This is a genomic window from Glaciecola sp. G7-5, assembly GCF_055808975.1.
The window spans coordinates 2,232,294-2,247,390 of sequence record NZ_CM147892.1 but is presented as its reverse complement, the minus strand read 5'-3'; the positions used below and the strand labels follow the sequence as shown (position 1 = coordinate 2,247,390).

Annotated in this window: 18 protein-coding genes; 3 read left to right on the top strand and 15 right to left on the bottom strand. The window is 42.8% G+C overall.

The genetic code is table 11. From position 1 onward, the window contains the following. The first annotated feature begins 19 nt into the window (after nucleotides 1-19). The 3 genes from AC0L6H_RS09860 (at nucleotide 20) to AC0L6H_RS09850 (ending at nucleotide 1,663) form a co-directional block, all read left to right on the top strand. Complete coding sequence (locus AC0L6H_RS09860; RefSeq protein WP_473394088.1) at nucleotides 20-382, top strand: YraN family protein; 363 nt, start codon at nucleotides 20-22, stop codon at nucleotides 380-382. Nucleotides 383-483: 101 nt separating this feature from the next. After that, nucleotides 484-1,077, top strand: coding sequence for a phosphoheptose isomerase (locus tag AC0L6H_RS09855; protein WP_473394086.1), 594 nt, complete (start codon nucleotides 484-486; stop codon nucleotides 1,075-1,077). Nucleotides 1,078-1,081: 4 nt separating this feature from the next. Then, entirely contained in the window at nucleotides 1,082-1,663 is a 582-nt protein-coding gene (locus AC0L6H_RS09850) for a BON domain-containing protein (RefSeq protein WP_473394085.1), read from the top strand. A gap of 96 nt (nucleotides 1,664-1,759) precedes the next feature. Here AC0L6H_RS09850 and AC0L6H_RS09845 read toward each other — a convergent pair whose 3' ends face one another. From AC0L6H_RS09845 to recJ, 15 genes are all read right to left on the bottom strand, one after another. After that, on the bottom strand, nucleotides 1,760-2,263 hold the full coding sequence (locus AC0L6H_RS09845; protein WP_473394084.1) for a ClpXP protease specificity-enhancing factor: 504 nt from the start codon (nucleotides 2,261-2,263) through the stop codon (nucleotides 1,760-1,762). A gap of 64 nt (nucleotides 2,264-2,327) precedes the next feature. Next, nucleotides 2,328-2,960 (bottom strand): stringent starvation protein SspA, encoded by a 633-nt coding sequence (gene sspA, locus AC0L6H_RS09840; RefSeq protein ID WP_473394082.1) that lies wholly within the window; start codon nucleotides 2,958-2,960, stop codon nucleotides 2,328-2,330. A gap of 127 nt (nucleotides 2,961-3,087) precedes the next feature. Next, nucleotides 3,088-3,819 (bottom strand): cytochrome c1, encoded by a 732-nt coding sequence (locus tag AC0L6H_RS09835; protein ID WP_473394081.1) that lies wholly within the window; start codon nucleotides 3,817-3,819, stop codon nucleotides 3,088-3,090. Next, nucleotides 3,816-5,081, bottom strand: a complete 1,266-nt coding sequence (locus AC0L6H_RS09830; RefSeq protein ID WP_473394080.1) for a cytochrome b — start codon at nucleotides 5,079-5,081, stop codon at nucleotides 3,816-3,818. The genes AC0L6H_RS09835 and AC0L6H_RS09830 overlap by 4 nt, the downstream gene beginning before the upstream one ends. Beyond that, nucleotides 5,081-5,734 (bottom strand): ubiquinol-cytochrome c reductase iron-sulfur subunit, encoded by a 654-nt coding sequence (gene petA / locus AC0L6H_RS09825; RefSeq protein ID WP_473394079.1) that lies wholly within the window; start codon nucleotides 5,732-5,734, stop codon nucleotides 5,081-5,083. The genes AC0L6H_RS09830 and petA overlap by 1 nt, the downstream gene beginning before the upstream one ends. A 343-nt stretch (nucleotides 5,735-6,077) precedes the next feature. Further along, nucleotides 6,078-6,470 carry a 30S ribosomal protein S9 gene (rpsI, locus tag AC0L6H_RS09820; RefSeq protein WP_473394078.1) on the bottom strand — a complete coding sequence of 131 codons (393 nt, stop codon included), beginning with the start codon at nucleotides 6,468-6,470 and terminating at the stop codon, nucleotides 6,078-6,080. Nucleotides 6,471-6,480: 10 nt separating this feature from the next. Further along, nucleotides 6,481-6,909: a 50S ribosomal protein L13 gene (rplM, locus tag AC0L6H_RS09815; protein ID WP_473394076.1), complete on the bottom strand. Its 429-nt coding sequence runs from the start codon at nucleotides 6,907-6,909 to the stop codon at nucleotides 6,481-6,483. Between the two features lie 154 nt (nucleotides 6,910-7,063). Continuing rightward, nucleotides 7,064-7,534, bottom strand: a complete 471-nt coding sequence (locus tag AC0L6H_RS09810; RefSeq protein ID WP_473394075.1) for a MazG nucleotide pyrophosphohydrolase domain-containing protein — start codon at nucleotides 7,532-7,534, stop codon at nucleotides 7,064-7,066. 33 nt (nucleotides 7,535-7,567) lie between these two features. After that, nucleotides 7,568-9,718: a GTP diphosphokinase gene (relA, locus tag AC0L6H_RS09805; RefSeq protein WP_473394073.1), complete on the bottom strand. Its 2,151-nt coding sequence runs from the start codon at nucleotides 9,716-9,718 to the stop codon at nucleotides 7,568-7,570. 185 nt (nucleotides 9,719-9,903) lie between these two features. After that, on the bottom strand, nucleotides 9,904-10,590 hold the full coding sequence (locus AC0L6H_RS09800) for a class I SAM-dependent RNA methyltransferase (RefSeq protein ID WP_473394072.1): 687 nt from the start codon (nucleotides 10,588-10,590) through the stop codon (nucleotides 9,904-9,906). Beyond that, a complete protein-coding gene (locus tag AC0L6H_RS09795) occupies nucleotides 10,575-11,291 on the bottom strand; it encodes a class I SAM-dependent RNA methyltransferase (protein WP_473394071.1) in 717 nt (238 codons plus the stop codon). The genes AC0L6H_RS09800 and AC0L6H_RS09795 overlap by 16 nt, the downstream gene beginning before the upstream one ends. A gap of 65 nt (nucleotides 11,292-11,356) precedes the next feature. After that, nucleotides 11,357-11,734, bottom strand: a complete 378-nt coding sequence (acpS, locus tag AC0L6H_RS09790) for a holo-ACP synthase (RefSeq protein ID WP_473394069.1) — start codon at nucleotides 11,732-11,734, stop codon at nucleotides 11,357-11,359. A gap of 10 nt (nucleotides 11,735-11,744) precedes the next feature. Further along, complete coding sequence (gene pdxJ / locus AC0L6H_RS09785) at nucleotides 11,745-12,524, bottom strand: pyridoxine 5'-phosphate synthase (RefSeq protein ID WP_473394068.1); 780 nt, start codon at nucleotides 12,522-12,524, stop codon at nucleotides 11,745-11,747. 120 nt (nucleotides 12,525-12,644) lie between these two features. Continuing rightward, nucleotides 12,645-13,364, bottom strand: coding sequence for a DNA repair protein RecO (recO, locus tag AC0L6H_RS09780; RefSeq protein ID WP_473394067.1), 720 nt, complete (start codon nucleotides 13,362-13,364; stop codon nucleotides 12,645-12,647). Nucleotides 13,365-13,369: 5 nt separating this feature from the next. After that, complete coding sequence (gene recJ, locus AC0L6H_RS09775; RefSeq protein WP_473394065.1) at nucleotides 13,370-15,088, bottom strand: single-stranded-DNA-specific exonuclease RecJ; 1,719 nt, start codon at nucleotides 15,086-15,088, stop codon at nucleotides 13,370-13,372. Nucleotides 15,089-15,097 lie beyond the last annotated feature (9 nt).

Sequence of the window (15,097 nt, the reverse complement as noted above, 5' to 3'; positions counted from 1 at the left end):
CATAGGGTAGCAATAGCAAATGCTTGCAGAAACTAGACAAGACCGCGCAAAAAAGGCGGGGGAACAAGCGGAACTTGACGCAAAAACCTATCTAGAAGGTCAAGGGCTGTGTTTCATAGAAAGTAACTTTAGAGTACCTCAAGGTGAAATTGATTTAATTTTTAAAGACGCGCAACAATGGGTCTTTGTTGAGGTCAAATATCGAGCAACTAAAGAGCATGGTCACGCTGCAGAGTATTTTACGCCTTCAAAAAGAAGTAAAATGACAAAAGCCATTATGTGTTACTTACAACGCCATAAGCTAAATATACATCACACTGACTTGAGAATAGACGTAATTGCAATTAACGACGAAGAGCTTAGCTGGTTAGATAATGTGTAAAACTATTACTAAAATAAATTTAGCTAGTATCCACGGCAATAAAACAAAAACGATCAAGTATAAACACATCACGAATTGAGCGATTAGGAGCCCCATCAAAGATGTTAGACAATATTAAGAAGAGTTTCACCGAAAGCATACAGACAAAGATTGCAGCGGCAGAAGCTCTCCCAGAGCCTATACAAAAGGGCGCACAAATGATGATAGATGCCCTTATCAGAGGAAATAAGATATTATCCTGTGGAAATGGTGGTTCAGCTGGAGATGCCCAGCATTTTTCGTCTGAGCTGCTCAATAGGTATGAACGTCACAGACCTTCGTTGCCGGCCATTGCGCTAACGACTGATAGCTCTACTATTACGTCTATAGCAAATGATGCCTCTTTTACTGATGTATTTTCTAAGCAAGTAAAAGCACTGGGGCAAGCAGGTGATATTTTGCTAGCCATATCGACCAGTGGCAATTCGGCAAATATCATTAGCGCGATGCAAGCTGCACTCGCTCGTGATATGACAATCGTTGCTCTTACTGGTAACGATGGCGGTGAAATGGCCGGATTTATTAGTGAAAATGACGTAGAGATTAGAGTCCCATCATCAAGAACCTCTCGTATACAAGAGGTACATTTACTGGTAATACACAATTTATGCGAATCTATCGATAACGCACTTTTCCCCATCGCAAGCGGAGACTAATATCATGCAACATAAATTCGCCCTACTTTTAGTAATAGGCATTGTCGGTTCTCAATTATCGGGTTGCGTAACTGCAGCGGCTGTTGGCGCAGCTGGAACCGCGGCTGCAAGCAATGCCGACAGACGTACCTTAGGTACCCAAATCGATGATAAAACAATTACCGCACGGGTGAGCACCGCCATCAATAAAATTGCTAATGTTGAACAAAACGCTGACATCAGCGTACACGTGTATAACAGCCAAGTTTTATTAACAGGGCAAGCTCGTACCCAAACACTCATCGATGAAGCGACTAAAGCCACCGAAACCGTGCCACAAGTCAGTAAAATCCATAATCAAATAAGACTTGGTGAACCCATTCCCACGACCTCAACAATAAATGATATTTGGTTAAGTACAAAAATCCGCACAAAGATGACCACTGACGAAAATGTCCCCATGCTCAAATTAGACTTAATTGTAGAAGACAGTGAAGTTTTTATTATGGGGCAGTTAACTAAAGAAGAAGCGAGAGCAACAGTTGAACTAGTTAGGAATGTAGAGGGGGTAACTAAAGTGATTCGTGTGATGGAATTAATTAACTAGCATCGATTAGATAAGATAACTAAAAAATGCCCGGCAAGTGGGCATTTATCTTATTGAAGTCACATTTAAGAAATTCACTGCATAGTGAGTTATTTACTACTTTACGATATGTAAGCCCGGTTTCTTACCTGGCTTTTTACCACCTTTGGGTGGTGTAGGCTCATCACCACTTGGTTTACTTGGCGGCGGAGCGGCCTGAAGCGTGGGTTTTTGCGGCTCGCTTTGCCCAGTGTTCTGTGGTTCCTTTTGTGGCTCCTTCTGCGGCTCTTCAGGGACACTTCGCTCTTGCAAGGTAAAGACACTGCCTGCACCATTTTCTTTAGCGTAAATAGCACCCACTGCGTGACATGGGAAAGACACCGTCATAGCTTGTCCCGAGAATCGTGCTTGGAATTCAACCCATTCTAAGCTCATGTTGAAGTTTACACAGGCACTGGGCGAAACATTTAATACAATCTGGTCATCTTTCACAAACTGTGTGGGCACTTGTACGCCCGGAAAATTAACGTCAACGACCATGTAAGGCGTAAGCTCGTTATCAAGTAGCCAGTCGTAAAAGGCACGAAGTAAATAAGGTTGGTTGCTTGTCATATTCTGCATGTATCTTCCTTAACTCGAAAGATGAAGTCTACTGCCGTTTTTATAACGGCAGTACAAAGAGATATTAAAGAGGGTTATGAATTTCGCGCTCTTGGTCCGTTAATGAGGCTTTAAATGAACCACGTTCAAAAATACGCTTCATGTAGGCCACAACCTCGCGGCTTCCTTGTCCATCTAGCTCGATATTCAGAGCAGGTAGGCGCCATAGTAAAGGTGCCAAGTAACAATCTACAAGGCTAAACTCTTCACTCATAAAGTAATCAGTTTCAGCAAAAATAGGCGCTAAACTTAAGATAGCTTCTTTTAACTCTTTTCTTGCGTCTGCTGCACCGGGTTCGTTGCGGAACACTTTTGCAGCAAGTGAATACCAGTCTTGCTCAATTCTGTGCATCATTAAACGGCTTTGACCACGTGACACAGGGTAAACTGGCATTAACGGTGGATGCGGAAAACGCTCGTCGAGATATTCCATTATGATATGCGACTTGTACAAAACCAATTCACGGTCAACAAGTGTAGGAACTGTTCCGTATGGGTTTAGTTCAAGTAGCTCTTCATTAATTTGACTAGGATCAGTAAAAATAATCTCTACACCAACCCCTTTTTCAGCTAATACTATGCGCACCTGATGCGAATAAATATCAATGTTGTCTGAAAACATGGTCATGATAGAACGTTTGTTAGTGGCCACTGCCATCCTTACCTCCGAGCCCTCATCGCCACCTCAGGTGGTCAATAGGAATTGTTATAATAATTTAAAGCAAAAAAAAGGGCACTATTCATTAATAGAGCCCTTCTAAAAAATGACGCGAGATTATAGTCTATTACTTGACATTTCGCCAGTATTCTTTCTTCAGCAGTAACGCGAAAACAAAGAATATAACGATGAATATCAGTACACCGCGACCTATAGATTCTGACTTGAGTCTTGTAGGCTCGCCTGTATATTCTAAGAAGTTAACTAAATCACGAATGGCCATATCGTATTCTTCTTCATTCAAACGGCCATTTCCGTCGGTTGTTAAGCCTGCAGCACGCTCAACCATCTCACCGTCAACCATCTTAGTTTCATAAGCTAAGCGAGGCGTACCTTGCAGTGGCTCAAGAACGTGTGGCATACCAACATTTGGGAAGACTAAATTGTTAACACCGAAGGTCTTGGTTTCATCAACGTAAAATGTTTTGAAATAAGTGTAAAGCCACTCAGGACCGCGCACTCTCGCAACAAGCGACAAGTCAGGAGGTGGCGCTCCAAACCAAACTGCGGCATCGTCGCTAGGCATTGGGCTGGTGATGTAGTCAGACACTTTTTCACCGGTGAACTGTAGATACTTCTGGCCCAGTTCTTCTGGTATGTCCAAGTCATTGAACGTGCGCTGATAACGTTGGTACTGCATCTGGTGACAACCTAAGCAGTAGTTCATAAACGTTTGGGCACCGCGCTGTAACGACGCTTTGTCGGTCAAATCAATTTCTGGATCTTGTAAGGGCACTGCCGATCCTGCCGCCATTGCCAGTCCAGGTACAAATAATAATAAAGCTATCCATTTTTTCATCGTGGGATCCTCGAAGGTACAGGCTTCGTACGTTCATTCTTAGAATAAATGAACAGCAATATGAAGAACATAAAGTACATTATCGTTCCAATTCGAGAAGCTATTATTTTCCAATCTTCTTGTGGCGTGCCGCCTAAATAACCTAAAAATATAAACACAAGTGCAAAAACAATTAAGTTAGTTGTATGTAAACCACTTCTGTAACGCCATGAGCGAACGTTAGAACGGTCAAACCACGGTAATGCAAACAAGAAGCCTATCGCACCAAACATCGCGATCACGCCACCTAGTTTATCAGGTACCGCTTTTAGAATTGCGTAAAACGGCGTGAAATACCAAACAGGGAAAATATGCTCAGGTGTTTTCAAGGGGTTGGCTATTTCAAAGTTAGGATGCTCAAGTGCTTTACCACCTAATTCTGGTGCGAAAAACATGATGTAGCAAAATGCGAACAAGAAGATAGTAAATGCGACTAAATCCTTAAGTACAATATGCGGGAAGAACGGTACAACATCATCAGCAATATCGTATTTATCGGTATAATATTCGTGAATTTTGAATTTAGTTTTTTCTTCGTCAGATAAGCTACCTTTAGGATGCTTAACGTTCACACCATCAGGGTTATTTGAGCCGACTTCGTGAAGTGCAACAATGTGTAAAAATACCAAAATAACAATAACTAGGGGTAACGCTATGACATGAAGTGCAAAGAAACGGTTTAAGGTAGCGCCAGAGATGACGTAATCGCCTTGAATCCATTCTACGAGTGGACCGCCAATATAAGGAATTGCACTAAATAGAGATACAATTACCTGTGCTCCCCAGTATGACATTTGCCCCCAAGGTAATACGTAGCCCATGAAAGCTTCAGCCATAAGAGCTAGGTAGATTAACATACCAAATATCCACAGTAGCTCACGTGGTTTTTGATACGACCCATAAATCATACCGCGGAACATATGCATATAAACCACTACGAAAAAGGCGGTCGCCCCAGTACTGTGCATATAACGAATAAGCCAACCATAATCGACTTCTCGCATTATGTATTCAACAGAAGCAAATGCCCGCTCTGCAGAGGGTTCAAAATTCATTGTTAACCAAATACCAGTTACGATTTGGTTGACTAAAACGATAGTGGCTAAAAAGCCAAAAACGTACCAGAAATTCATATTCCTTGGCGCTGGGTACTGAATAGCGTGCATATTTGCTACGCGCATCATTGGAATTCGTGATTCAATCCATCCTAAAAATGCATTCATTACGCTACTCCCTCGTCAGAACCAAGCAGTATAGTTTTATCATCTAAAAACATATAGGGCGGGACAACTAAGTTTGTTGGCGCTGGCACACCATCGAACACGCGACCGGCCATGTCAAATTTAGAACCGTGACAAGGGCAGAAGAAACCTTCTGCAACGCCCTCAGCGAACTCAGAAAAAGCACCTTCGATCAAATGCTGTGGAGAACAACCCAAGTGAGTACATATTCCCACCAAGACCAAATACTCTTCTTTTATAGAACGATATTGGTTTTGAGCATATGCTGGTTGTTGTTCTACTTCAGAATTAGGATCTTTAAGACGATCGTCAAGGGAACTTAGAGACGCAAGTAACTCTGGTGTTCTGCGTACGATCCAAACGGGTTTACTACGCCACATAACACGAATTAACTGGCCTACTTGTATGCCGCTAATATCGACCTCAACGTCAGCACCTGCTGCTTTTGCTTTTGAACTTGGCTGCCACGACGCAATAAACGGTACTGCAGCAAAACCTGCACCAACGGCACCGATGACCGATGTCGCAACGGTGAGGAACTTACGCCTTGAATTATCTGACGCCGGTTCTGCATTGTTTGCATTAGAATTGTCGTGCTGTGCCGATTTATTAGCATCTGCTGATACTTCACTCATCAACTGTTCTCCGGGGGTTTGCTTAGGCTTTTCAACCTACTTTGCTTATCTTGAGGTTGTTGCTCGTTACTTCAAAAGCATGACGCTGAAGAAGAGCCGAACTAGACCTGATAAAATTTCATCACATATGGTAAAAGAAAACACTTACTAAACACAAGGTTTTACTTTAAAAAAGCGAGCTTTATAGCTGATTTAAGTCAAGTATTCTGCACACACCGGACTTTGCTTGGCATTAGACATTGGTATAGGGGGTAAAACAAGCATAAACCTGTAGAAATATAAGCACAAAATACAGGCATAAAAAAACCCGGCAAGCCGGGCTTTTCGAAAGTACTGTAAACGATTAACGTTTTGAGAACTGTGGACGCTTACGCGCTTTATGTAGACCCACTTTCTTACGCTCAACCTGACGTGCGTCACGTGTTACGAAGCCAGCTTTACGTAGTGCTGGACGAAGTGTTTCATCATATTCCATAAGTGCACGGGTGATGCCGTGACGTATAGCGCCTGCTTGACCAGAAATACCACCGCCAGAAACGGTTACGTATAAGTCAAACTTCTCAAGCATTTCCACTAATTCTAGTGGCTGCTTAACAATCATTCGTGCTGTTTCACGACCGAAGAAAACATCGATAGGACGTTTGTTAATCGTGATAGTGCCGTTACCTGGACGAAGGAATACACGAGCTGTTGAGCTCTTGCGACGACCTGTACCGTAATATTGAGTATCTGCCATGGTGCGCTCCTTATATATCCAAAACTTGTGGCTGTTGTGCTTGATGCGTATGCTCTGGTCCAGCGAAGACTTTCATCTTACGGAACATAGCACGCCCTAGTGGTCCTTTCGGCAACATACCTTTAACTGCACGCTCAATAACCTGTTCAGGGTTTTTAGCAAGTAGTTTTTCAAATGTTGTTTCTTTCAAGCCACCTACATAACCGCTGTGGTTATAATAGATTTTGCCTTTCGCTTTATTACCAGTAACGGTAATTTTATCAGCGTTAACAACAACAATGTAATCACCAGTGTCTACATGAGGAGTATACTCTGGTTTATGTTTACCACGCAGTCTTACTGCGATTTCAGTCGCTAAGCGACCTAACGTTTTGTCTGCGGCGTCAACCACATACCAGTCGCGTTCTACGCTTTCTGGCTTTGCAACAAAAGTTTTCATTCAATTTCACCCGAAAATGTTAAAAATAGTTAATAGAATCAACCTGATAGTCCCTTCGAACTGGGTTAATCATCCACCTTCCCAAAGGTGGGTTTATCTGGGTATAGCTGGGCAGGTCGCGAATTATACAGATATGAGCGAAAAAGCGAAGTGTTTATTGAGATTTTTTTAGTTTAGCTTCTAGCCAAAGCGCTTCTAATGTTTCTAAACTTTGCGATTGCACTGTCTCGCCGCGCTTAAAAAGACTCGTTTCAATATACCCAAAGCGTTTTATGAACTTCATATTCGCTTTCGCTATAGCTTGCTCTGGACTGACATCTAAGTGGCGACACAAATTAACACAGGCAAACAAGAGATCACCTAACTCTTCTTCAATATCTTTTTGAGTTTTACTTGGGTTAGCTATTGCTTCTTGCACTTCATCCAGTTCTTCGTTGACCTTTGCAATAACTGGCGCAGCATCAGGCCAATCAAAACCTAGCTCAGCGCATTTTTGTTGAATGCGTCTGCTTTTTTCAAGTTCACTTTGCTTTAAGACACTCGCTCCTTTAGCTTCTTCAAACTCTTTTAAGATGGAAGTGTGTTGTATTAAATCGGCCTTACTTTCATTTTTAACTGTGCTCATATAGGTGTGTCGCTTTACCTTCTGTCAACAAATTTAAGGGCGAACGATGTCGCTAACATCGTTTATTTGGCGCAACTTTTCAGCGGTTCGGTTTAGATTTTCAGCATCGCTTACTTCTATTGAAATTCTAATGTGCGCCGTGCCATTGGATTTGTTACTCAAGCTATTTACACCAAGCAAACCGACTTTCTCGTTTGAAAGTACCGTTGTGATATCTCTAAGTATGCCGCTACGATCCTCACAGTAAATGTCTAACTCAGTTTCAAAACTGCTTTGATGTTCTATAGACCATGCCACTTCAATTTCTCGCTCAGGGTGCTGGTTAAGCAGGTTTTGTAATTGCGGGCAACCTTCTTTATGTACACTCACGCCTTTGCCTTGGGTAATGTAGCCCAAGATTGGTTCTCCTGCGACTGGTTGACAACACTTCGCAATAGAACTCATCAAATTCCCTACGCCTTCTGCAATGATGGGCTCTTGCCCTTTTCTCACTTTCGCTTTGCGTGTTTTTATAGGCGGCAATTCTGGTGCTGGTGCTGGCGGTGCAAACTTCTGCTCTAAATAATGGACCACCGTCATTACGCGAAGATCGCCGGCTCCGACCGATGCGTAAAGATCATCAACCGTTTTTACATTGTATTTCTCACATGCGTCACTAACATATTTAAGTGCTACATTGGCTTTTATAAGCTCGCGCTCCAATAGCTCTTTACCGGCTTCTATATGTTTACTTCGGTCTTGCTTTTTAAAGTATGAATGGATAGTTGCGCGTGCTCGCGCCGAATGCACATAACCTAATCCGGGGTGCATCCAGTCACGACTAGGCGATGGCGATTTACCTGTGAGTACTTCGACTTGATCGCCACTTTGTAATTTGTAAGTAAAAGGAACGATGCGCCCACTAACCTTCGCGCCAATACAGCGATTACCCACATTGCTATGCACATAATAGGCAAAATCCAATGGTGTTGAACCAAGGGGCAAATCAATAACATCCCCTTTAGGCGTAAAAACATACACCCGATCATCAAATACTTGGCTACGCAGTTCTTCAACCAAGTTACCTGATTCAGAAAGTTCATCTTGCCATTGTAGAATTTTACGCAACCAGCTTACGCGATCATCATTGCCACCGGATTTACCGCCACTTCCTTCTTTATAGCGCCAGTGTGCTGCAACACCAAGTTCGGCGTCATCATGCATTTCTTTGGTTCTAATTTGAATTTCAATCGACTTCCCTGCAGGCCCGACAACCACGGTATGGATACTTTGGTAGCCATTTTGTTTAGGCGTGGCGATGTAATCATCAAACTCTTTAGGAATGTGTTTGTAATGGGCGTGCACCGTACCAAGCGCGGCATAGCAATCTTGAAGTCTTGAAGCGATGATCCTAAGTGCACGAATATCGAATAGCTGCTCAAAGTCTAACTGCTTTTTCTGCATCTTCTTATAGATACTGTATATATGCTTGGGTCGTCCTATCACTTCAGCTTGAATGTTCTCTTTATTCAGAATATCTTGCAAGTTAGCAACAAAATCATCGATATATTGTTCTCTGTCGCTTCTTTTCTCTTTTAGCATATTGGCAATACGCTGATAGGTTTGCGGGTGTAGATAGCGAAAAGATAAATCTTCTAGCTCCCACTTTAATTGCCCAATACCTAATCTATTTGCCAAAGGGGCATAAATGGTTGCGCATTCTTTAGCAACCAAGACCCGAGTCTCTTCATCTTCTTTTTTGATTCTATGTAAGGTACAGATTCGCTCAGCCATTTTAATCACTATTGCTCGAACGTCTTCTACCATGGTGAGTAACATGTTGCGAAGCTTATCAACTTGCGAGGCATCTGAGTGCTGGCGCTTTGATTGTAGGCTATTGATTGCTTCCATTTTGCGTACACTTAGAACTAAATTCGCAATGCCTTTGCCAAAACGGTCTTGCATATCTTCATGAGTCAGTTGGTGAATTTCACAATAGGGGTAGACTAAAGCTGTTTGTAAGGTTTCGTCGTCCATATGCAATTGCTGAAGGATTTCAACCATTTCTTGCCCGATGAGTAATATTTCGGGTTCGTCTGAAATAGTCCGCAGTTTTTCTTTGGTTTTTGTGGACAGTGAAAGGTCGTTTAGCCACTCATCAAATTCGGGCCGTTGAGATTGATGTACGCTACGAATAGAAACCATGAATTTCCTTGATGCTTGGGGCAATGCTCATCATAGAAGATACGCATTTGAATTCTCATCCTAGTTGCAATTATATACAGGTTTAGCAAATAAAACTGTAGTAAATGAGCAATTTATTCGCACTTAAAAAATTTCCTGCGAATTAGATAAATGCTCATCAGAGCCACTCGGCTACTCGCATGCGCTTAAGCTTTGAGCGTGAACAAAGCCATTAGTTCAAGATGCTTGGTAAATGGAAACATATCCAAAGCACTTATTTTGCTCAAGCGATAACGGGGCAGCAAATAGCTCGCATCACGCACAAAACTGTTTGGGTTACAGGATACATACAAGATATGGCTTAGTTTTTGGGTCGCTAAAAATTGACAAAGCTCAAGCGCGCCTTCCCTTGATGGGTCTAAAACAACTTTAATGGTTTCATCGAAAACCAAGCCTTTTAGCGCATCGGTCGAAGACAAGTCTGCGGTATGAAACTCAAGGTTATTCACCCCCATGCGTTGCGCGTTGGCACTGGCTACAGTGACCATTTCTTCAACGCCCTCAAACGCTTTAATACTCGCTACATGCTTAGCGAACGACAAAGCGAAGTTGCCGCTTCCGCAAAAAAAATCATAAACCGTATCGTTAGCACTTAGCGCTAGCCACTCTTTAGCGCGTTGAATCATAGCTTGATTGACTGCTTTGTTAACTTGCAAAAAGTGTCTGCTATCGATTCGCAAAGGTACATTTTGCATGTCTTCAATAAAAAGCTGGGAGGCGAGCTGCTCATCGCTACAAGGAAGAGAAAAACTTCCCCCATCTTTTGTTTCTATCACTATGTTAAAGGCAACACTTGAAGCTAATTCTTCTAGCTTTTCTAGACTTTTTTGCACAATTTCTGGGGCGTAAATATAGCGACCTGTAGTTGATTCAGTCCTTCAGTAATCACAATGTGCCCAATTTTATGCACGCTCGGTAGATGAGGGAGATGCATTCTTAGCACTTGCAAGCTTTCGTTAATACTGCAGTTAGCTATTGCGCAGCGCTTAATGTCAATGACTGATTGAGAATTAGCGGCTCTAAAGCCTATTTTTATCTTTTGCTTGTTGCGCGCATCAATCGCTAGGCGAATTCTGCGCCGATAGCTTGTTCTTTTTGGCGTTTGATTGTAATCGATATCTGACAAAACAGGCGCTTGCCAAAGGCCGACCTGATCATTTGTATCTGACATTCCTAGTTTGTTGCTTACGAATGTGGTTAAGGCTTTTTCTTTTAAGGCTAAACCATGCCCAGCATTGGTATGTTGAAGACTGCAACCACCACATTGCCCATAATACTCGCAAAAGGCTTTGGAGCGCAGTTCGCTAGCTTCTTCCACCTTAACTAATTCAGCAAAATTGACTTTTTTTGTTTGTTTTGAATAACGTACGCGGCAAAGTTCGCCCTGCAAGCCCTCGGGAACAATGGTAATGGGCTTGCTACTCAAACATAAACCGTTGCCTGCATGATCATGGGCATCTATACGCAAAGTCGCGGTCGTATTTTGCTTAAGTGTTTTGCTTTTGTTGGATTTTGGCGTAAAAAACTGCGCCATAAAGTTGGGTCCTTTATATTATTTTTGCTTAACTTTATTTGCAAAAGTTGGCTTTGAATCTGTTTCTACTTTGCCTCTAGCACAACCATCGCCGTTGCGTAGGCTTGCTCATCGGCAATAGATAATTGGCAATTTATTATATTGTGCTTGGCCATAAAGGTTTTCATTGCATCAAAAAAAACAAAGAAAGGCTTACCCAAATCATTGTGCTCAACCTGCACCATTTGCCAGCCATATCCGTTTCCGATACCGGTTCCCATTGCTTTTACCAAGGCTTCTTTAGCTGCGAATTTTTTCGCCAAATATCGATGCGGCTGTTTACTTAAGCGATACTCAGTGAGTTCAGCCTCGGTTAATATACGCGAAGCAAAGCGTTCGTTGCCTTGCGAGGCCTTCTCGATGCGCGCAATCTCAACAATATCATTACCAATGCCAAATAACATCGGGCTACTCTTACGCTTTGTTTTGTAGCATTGCTTGAAGCAGCATTGCTTGATTTGAGCGGCTTCGCGCTTCTTGCATCAACAAACGCATGTCACTCACAGCCTTTGCAAGGCCATCAAATGCAGCGCGAGCGATAATAGCATGTCCAATGTTAAGTTCGATTAATTGGGGAATAGCGGCAATTGGCTGTACATTGTGATAATGCAAACCATGCCCCGCATTAACTTTTAAGCCCAAGCGATCTGCATACTCTATGCCCTCGATGAGTTTGGCGAGTTCTTCATTGGCCTGCAACTCTGATGTCGCCTCGGCATACTGACCGGTATGAATTTCAATAAAGGGGGCGCCAGCTTCGTGCGCGGCCTCAATTTGAGCTTGGTCGGCATCAATAAATAGGGACGCAAATGTTCCTTGCTCACTCAGCATCGTACATGCATCGCGTATTTTAGATAAATTGCCAGCAACGTCTAAACCGCCTTCGGTGGTTAATTCTTCTCGTTTTTCTGGTACCAAGCAACAAAATTCAGGCACTACTTTGGCGGCAATGGCTAGCATTTCATCAGTCACTGCCATTTCTAAATTCATGCGACTGTTTAAGGTTTCTTTGAGAATGTAAACATCTTTATCTTTGATGTGTCGACGATCTTCGCGCAAATGAATAGTAATGCCGTCGGCACCTGCGCGTTCAGCAATATCGGCAGCATGCACTGGATTTGGATAATCAGTCCCTCTTGCATTACGCAAGGTCGCGATGTGATCAATATTTACACCTAACAAAATCGGTTGCATGTATCAGTATCCCTAATAAATTTATAAGCCACGAAATATAACGCTAGATCTTATAATATCAGCTTTAATATAGGGCCACAAAGCATCAACTTGATTTGCGTGAGCGAATTTGTAAAGTATTTAGAGAAACAGCTCTCTACTTTTTATTGGCTTATCTCCAATCACACTTTGCAATGCCACTCTGCAAATGTATTTCGCTGCTTGTTTGATGGGCGTTTGTCCTGCATCACCATAATCGCCTTGGGCTATTGCCAGTATATATTCACCATTAATAGCGCGCTTGGTATTTGGGTGACAAATGCTAAATCCTGTTTGCGGATTAAATTCATAATGAAGCCTTGGCTTAATATTGTCGCCCGTTGTTGCGTCATAGCTAAAATCAGGTAAGTAGCCCAAACTCATCAACAGCGTAAACTCGAACTTCCTGAGTATGGGTTCAAAATGGCTTAGTTCATTATTCTCAACTTGTTTGAGCAAAAAAAGGGTTTCTTCGTAGCGCTCAAACACATCGCTTATCGCTTCTGCTTCGGGCAAAGCTCGACTGAGAATTTCGTTAATATAAAAACCACAATAGAGCGCGGTTTCTTTCATATTAACAGCGCTTTGCAATGCTTCAAGGCGTCCTAAGTTCTTAAGCTGTGAACGCCCACTCAACTCAAACTCTAATTTTTGAAATGGTTGTAATAGACTTTTTCTATCTGACTTAGCATTTCCGCGGGCACCTTTAGCAACCGCACTTACCCGGCCAAACTCTAAGGAGAAAAAATCAACCAGCAAGCTTGTTTCACGGTAGGCCCTTTTATGCAGCACATAGCCGCTAAGTTGCAGACGATTTTGCATAGTGCTTAATCTACAGCCTCTAAATCACTCACCATCAATTGCAGGCTGGTTTGCCCTCTAAACTCATTAATATCGAGCCTATAGGCCATTTTCACTTCATTCACCTGATGATTAGGCCACGACTCAATATCTACATTAAATGCAATCGCATCTACGTAAACTTGGTTTTGTGCTAAGGTCATTTTTAAATGGTTTTTGCCCACTATTCGCTGGTCCACAAGGGTAAAGACACCATCAAACTGCGGCTCCTCAAAGCCTTGCCCCCATGGCATGGAATATTTCAGCGCATGCGCATTTTCAAGGGTTAATTGCTGGTCGCTTAATTCGCCGTCAGAATGGATAATGGCTTCTTTAGGCAAATCTTTGGTGATTTCGCCTACCACATCAACAAGTAAGGCTTGGAAAGTTGGCAAATCAGCTTTAGCTAACGACAAGCCTGCCGCCATTGCATGACCGCCAAACTTATGAATCAGGCCCGGCTGTAAACTATCGACCCGCGCTAAGGCATCACGAATGTGCACGCCTTGAATAGAGCGCGCAGAACCTTTAAGTACATCCTCATTGTCGTTTGCAAAGACAATGGTTGGACGGTAATACTGCTCTTTCATCCTACCGGCGACAATTCCCACTACGCCTTGATGGAAGTCTTCATTATATAATACTAAGGCCGCCGGCATATTTTTAGCATCAACAGACAGTCCATTTAACGCGAGCTCAGCTTGTTCACGCATAGATTGCTCAATCTCTCGGCGGGATTGGTTAAGCCCATCAAGGGCTAAGGCTAAATCGGCTGCCTCACTTGAACTTTCACACAATAAACATTCAATACCATGAGACATATCTTCTAAACGCCCCGCGGCATTTAAGCGCGGCCCAATTACATAACCGATGTCGGTGGTACAACATTTTGTATATTGGCGCTGAGTAATATTCAATAGGGCGAGAATACCGGGCCTAGTCTTTGCGCTGCGAATTCGCTGGATTCCTTGGTGCACTAAAATGCGATTGTTTTTATCAAGCACAACGACATCGGCCACCGTGCCAACGGCAACAATATCTAAAAAATCAGCCATATTAGGCGGGGGTATTTGTGTTTGGGTAAAATAACCGCGTTTATTCAACTCGTTTTTAGTGGCCGACATGACATAAAATGCAACACCAACACCCGCTAGATTTTTTGACGCAAACGCACATCCAGGTTGATTTGGGTTGACGATGGCGTCGGCAATAGGCAAGGATTCTCCAGGCAAGTGATGATCCGTTACTACCACCGTCATACCTAACGACTTTGCATATTTTACGCCTTCAATACTCGATATACCGTTATCCACTGTCACCAATACTTTAGCGCCAGCTTTGTAGGCTAAATCCACAACCGGCGGCGTTAAGCCATATCCATAATCAAATCGATTAGGCACTATATAGTCAGCATTATTAACACCCATTCTACGAAGCGCGAGTATGCACAAGGCAGTGCTCGTGGCCCCATCGGCATCAAAGTCACCAATGATGAATATTTGTTGCCCAGAGACAACCGCATCGGCCAAAACCTGCGCTGCTTTGTCGATGCCCTTTAAGCCATTATAATGGAGTAGATGTTTCGCTTGTGTACTTAACTCTTCGTCAGACTTAACGCCTCTGTTACGCAGCACTCTATCAACTATAGTAGAATAGTCATGACTAAGTGGACTTTCTGATAGCGCTTCTCGTCGCAAAATATGCACTTCACTTCC

What these genes read in the sequence shown, in the direction of transcription:
- AC0L6H_RS09860 (WP_473394088.1), top strand. Translation starts at nt 20, where the DNA reads ATGCTTGCAGAAACTAGACAAGACCGCGCAAAAAAGGCGGGGGAACAA.
- AC0L6H_RS09855 (WP_473394086.1), top strand. Translation starts at nt 484, where the DNA reads ATGTTAGACAATATTAAGAAGAGTTTCACCGAAAGCATACAGACAAAG.
- AC0L6H_RS09850 (WP_473394085.1), top strand. Translation starts at nt 1,082, where the DNA reads ATGCAACATAAATTCGCCCTACTTTTAGTAATAGGCATTGTCGGTTCT.
- AC0L6H_RS09845 (WP_473394084.1), bottom strand. Translation starts at nt 2,263, where the DNA reads ATGCAGAATATGACAAGCAACCAACCTTATTTACTTCGTGCCTTTTAC.
- sspA (WP_473394082.1), bottom strand. Translation starts at nt 2,960, where the DNA reads ATGGCAGTGGCCACTAACAAACGTTCTATCATGACCATGTTTTCAGAC.
- AC0L6H_RS09835 (WP_473394081.1), bottom strand. Translation starts at nt 3,819, where the DNA reads ATGAAAAAATGGATAGCTTTATTATTATTTGTACCTGGACTGGCAATG.
- AC0L6H_RS09830 (WP_473394080.1), bottom strand. Translation starts at nt 5,081, where the DNA reads ATGAATGCATTTTTAGGATGGATTGAATCACGAATTCCAATGATGCGC.
- petA (WP_473394079.1), bottom strand. Translation starts at nt 5,734, where the DNA reads ATGAGTGAAGTATCAGCAGATGCTAATAAATCGGCACAGCACGACAAT.
- rpsI (WP_473394078.1), bottom strand. Translation starts at nt 6,470, where the DNA reads ATGGCAGATACTCAATATTACGGTACAGGTCGTCGCAAGAGCTCAACA.
- rplM (WP_473394076.1), bottom strand. Translation starts at nt 6,909, where the DNA reads ATGAAAACTTTTGTTGCAAAGCCAGAAAGCGTAGAACGCGACTGGTAT.
- AC0L6H_RS09810 (WP_473394075.1), bottom strand. Translation starts at nt 7,534, where the DNA reads ATGAGCACAGTTAAAAATGAAAGTAAGGCCGATTTAATACAACACACT.
- relA (WP_473394073.1), bottom strand. Translation starts at nt 9,718, where the DNA reads ATGGTTTCTATTCGTAGCGTACATCAATCTCAACGGCCCGAATTTGAT.
- AC0L6H_RS09795 (WP_473394071.1), bottom strand. Translation starts at nt 11,291, where the DNA reads ATGGCGCAGTTTTTTACGCCAAAATCCAACAAAAGCAAAACACTTAAG.
- acpS (WP_473394069.1), bottom strand. Translation starts at nt 11,734, where the DNA reads ATGTTATTTGGCATTGGTAATGATATTGTTGAGATTGCGCGCATCGAG.
- pdxJ (WP_473394068.1), bottom strand. Translation starts at nt 12,524, where the DNA reads ATGCAACCGATTTTGTTAGGTGTAAATATTGATCACATCGCGACCTTG.
- recO (WP_473394067.1), bottom strand. Translation starts at nt 13,364, where the DNA reads ATGCAAAATCGTCTGCAACTTAGCGGCTATGTGCTGCATAAAAGGGCC.